The sequence below is a fragment of the Nonomuraea turkmeniaca genome, assembly GCF_005889735.1.
Lineage (GTDB): Bacteria > Actinomycetota > Actinomycetes > Streptosporangiales > Streptosporangiaceae > Nonomuraea > Nonomuraea turkmeniaca.
The window spans coordinates 1-3,385 of the sequence record NZ_VCKY01000448.1; the positions used below are offsets into that span (position 1 = coordinate 1).

The 3,385-nt window shown below is 70.5% G+C and carries 4 protein-coding genes; 2 read left to right on the forward strand and 2 right to left on the reverse strand.

Annotated features, from left to right (window positions below; translation table 11 throughout):
• Nucleotides 1-385 (reverse strand): acyl carrier protein (locus ETD86_RS53330; RefSeq protein ID WP_138674227.1); only part of this gene is annotated, 385 nt, incomplete at its 3' end.
• Between the two features lie 223 nt (nt 386-608).
• On the opposite strand from ETD86_RS53330, the gene ETD86_RS53335 reads away from it, so the two are divergent.
• Nucleotides 609-1,673 (forward strand): alpha/beta hydrolase, encoded by a 1,065-nt coding sequence (locus tag ETD86_RS53335; protein WP_138674228.1) that lies wholly within the window; start codon nt 609-611, stop codon nt 1,671-1,673.
• Nucleotides 1,674-1,736: 63 nt separating this feature from the next.
• Here the strand turns inward: ETD86_RS53335 and ETD86_RS53340 are convergent, their stop codons facing one another.
• Nucleotides 1,737-3,020: a hypothetical protein gene (locus ETD86_RS53340; protein ID WP_138674229.1), complete on the reverse strand. Its 1,284-nt coding sequence runs from the start codon at nt 3,018-3,020 to the stop codon at nt 1,737-1,739.
• 66 nt (nt 3,021-3,086) lie between these two features.
• Here ETD86_RS53340 and ETD86_RS57740 point away from each other — a divergent pair.
• Nucleotides 3,087-3,385 (forward strand): hypothetical protein (locus ETD86_RS57740; RefSeq protein ID WP_211370912.1); only part of this gene is annotated, 299 nt, incomplete at its 3' end.

Below are 3,385 nucleotides of genomic sequence, written 5' to 3' on the forward strand. Positions count from 1 at the left end.
CATCTCGCACGACCTGGCCGTCGTGCGGCACCTCGCCGACCGCGTCACGCCCTTCGATCAGCAGCTCCCAGTACGCCTCCGGGCCGTGCGCCCCAGGGAGCCGGCAGCCGACTCCGATCACGGCCACCGGCTCCCCGGCCGCGACCCGCGCCGTAGGTGTCTCCTGGGGTGTGGACAACGCGCGGGCCAGCATGTTGATCGTCGGGTGCTCCCAGACGAGCGTCGGGCTCAGCTCGCGGCCGAGCAGCTCGCTCAGCTCGCCGGCCACCCCCACGGCCTCGCGCGAGGACAGCCCGTGCTCCTCCAGCGGCCGGTCCGGGTCCACCTGACCGCCGAGCCGCTCGGTGAGGAACCGCCGGATCTCGCCTTCACCGGGTACGTCCACGGAACACCCCCTGTCGTGGGTGATCGGCCAAGATACCCACGGACGCATGGGGACGGCAGGCCCGTACGGAACAATCCTCGGTCGGGATTTGTCACGCCGGTGATAACCACAGCGGGATTTGTCCGGCAGAGCACAACGGGCGGCGGGTTTCGTTGCGTCACGTCATAGCCGCCCGGCCGCGTACACCCCTACCCTCGCCTGCACCCACAGCGAAGGGACCCTCATGCGTGCACTGGCGGCAGTGGCGACACAAGGGGCACTGGCGACACTGCTCCTGGTCAGCGCGAGCCCCGCCCACGCCGCCGATCCCGGCTGGTCGTTCGCCCCCGAGGACGAGCGGCCGTCCACCGGGCAGAAGGCGCCGCCCGGCTACGCCCCAGGGCAGCCGGCGCTGCCCGGACCCGCCCGCGTGGTGAGCGAGCGCCGCCTCGACGCCCGCACGCTGGACCTGCTCATCTCCTCGCCGTCCGTCGGCCGGATGACGCCGGTCCGCCTGCTCCTGCCCAAGGGCTGGTCGCGGGGGGCGAAGCGGACGTGGCCGGTGTTGTACCTGCTGCACGGCGGTGCCGACGACTACACGTCGTGGACGCGCATGACGGATGTGAAGACGTTCACCGCGAATCTGGACGCCATCGTCGTCATGCCGGAGGCCGGGCGCGCGGGCAACTACTCGGACTGGCACAACGGCGGCAAGGGCGGCAGCCCGGCGTGGGCGACGTTCCACACCTACGAGACGCGGCGGCTGCTGGAGATCGGCTATCGGGCCGGGACCCGGCGGGCCGTGGCGGGGCTGTCGATGGGCGCGTACGGTGCGATCAAGTACGCGGCCCGCTACCCCGGCATGTTCCGCTTCGCCGGGGCGTACAGCGGCGTCCTGGCCACCCGGCTCCCGGGCGTCCCGGCGCTCATCATGAACGCCCAGTCCAGCGAGAAGCAGGATCCGCTCGCCCTGTGGGGTCACCCGAAGCGGGACAAGCAGGTGTGGGCCGCCAACGACCCCGTGGCCCTCGCCCCGAACCTCCGAGGCGTGAGCATCTACCTCTCCAGCGGCACCACCAGCTTCCAGGGGCCGCTGGACCCCCCGGGCTCGCCGTGGCATCCGGCACACCTGGGCGAGCCGGTCTCCGCCTACACCGGCAAGGCTTTGAGCGCGCGGCTCAAGCAGCTGGGCATCGAGCACACGATCCATCTGTACGGGAACGGCACGCATACCTGGCCGTACTGGATCAGGGAGTTCAAGAGGTCGTACCCGATGATCGTGGCGGCACTGGGGCTGCGCGCCGGGTAGCGCGGACGTCCCAGCCTGGCAAGGGCCAGGGCGCGGGACACCGCGCTCCTGGCCCCGGACATGCTAGGCGGCGTGCAGGTAGACCTGGCCGAACACCTCGGACAGGTTCTTGAGGTCCGTGGCCACGTCCACCTCGGGGTTGGCCGGGTCGTAGATGGTGGCCAGGCGGGCGCGGACCGAGCTCAGCTTCTTGAGCTGGTCCCAGGTGGCGTTGGCGGCCCACTTCTCGCCGTACACGCGGCTGACCTGGCCCTGGTCGTTCTGCCAGCGGGTCCACAGGGTGACCGTCTCCGCGGCGTCGTCCTGGAGCGGGGCGGCGATGCGGTCGGTGATGGCCTTGGTGGCCTGCTCCTCGGTCAGCTGGCCGCCGGCGAAGCTCGCGTCCTCGACGGCGATCTGGGCGTAGGCGTCCCAGGCGCGGGCGCGTACCTGGATGGCCTGGTTACGCTGGGCCTCGGCGGCGTCGATCTTCCAGGTGGCGTACTCGGTGCCCAGGTTGCCGCTGTCGAGGGCGAGCTGGTCGATGTACCCCTTGGCCAGCCAGGCGCCGAGGCGGTCGGGGTCGAGCAGCGGATACTTCTTGGCGATCTCGATCTTGCAGGCGTCGTTCGCGCCGCAGCCGAACACCGGCACCAGCGTGTGCGCGGCCAGCTTCTTGCCCGGGGCCAGACCGCGCAGCGCGGCGGCGGTCTCGGCGACGAACTTGTCGAGCTCGTCCGCCGTGGCGAACGTCTGGTTGTAGCCCAGCTGCGAGGTGAAGCGGATGCCCACCACGCCCGGCTGGGCGACGGCCAGCGCGGCGATCTTCTTGGCGGCCTCGGTGAGGTTGCCTGCCTTGTAGTCGTCGGCCAGCTCGGTCTCGATCCACAGGCGCATGTTCGTCTGGGCGGCGGCCTGCGTGGCCTGGCCGGCCGGCGTCTGCTGGGCGGCGCTCTTCTCGGCGGCGGAGATCCCGTCAGGGTCGACGTAGCACTCCTCGCCGTTCTGGCATTCCGGCGTGCCGCCGTCCTCGGCTCCGTCGACGTCCGGGTCGCCGCCGTCGCGCGGCTGGCCGTCGCCCTCGCCGTCGGTCGTGCACTCGTTGCCCGGCTGGGTGCAGTCCACCGTGATCGGGCCCACCGGGCCTGCGTCCTTCAGGTTCTCGCCGTCGTTGTCAAGCCAGAACCGAGCGATGTCCGCGGCCTCTTCGGGGGTGGCCATCCAGGTGCAGACCACGTACGCCGGGGTGTCCGCGGCCAGCAGGTCGTTGCAACTGCGCGGGTCGTCCGCCGACCACGCGGGAAAGCCGACGCCCAGGAACGAGAGAGCGAGTCCGATGACGAGGAGCTGCCGCAGCCGCTTTCGCATGGCACCTAACTTCCAAGGGGGTGATCGTGGGCATATGCACCATATCTGGACGATCAACAACGTTCAATGAGATCGACGGCCCTCTTCACGCCGCTCTCGACCCGCAGTAGCCGCGCCAGTTGCTCCGATTTTTCACGATATTTCGGTACGGAGCGGAGCCGCCCCGCCAGTTCCCTCCCGCTGAACCGCCCGATCGGCAACGGCGGCGGCCCGGCCCCGAGCGCGGCCACCCTGCGCCCCCAGACGGGCACGGCAGCTGCTCCCCCCGGATGCCAGCTGTCCCTATTCCTCTACGACGGTGAATACACCCACTCCACCACCGTCACGAACGTCACCTTGTACGTGACGGGCGGCTGGTTCTATCC

Bases quoted from the DNA above. Each gene is read 5' to 3' on its own strand.
- ETD86_RS53335 (WP_138674228.1), top strand. From the start codon at position 609: ATGCGTGCACTGGCGGCAGTGGCGACACAAGGGGCACTGGCGACACTG.
- ETD86_RS53340 (WP_138674229.1), bottom strand. From the start codon at position 3,020: ATGCGAAAGCGGCTGCGGCAGCTCCTCGTCATCGGACTCGCTCTCTCG.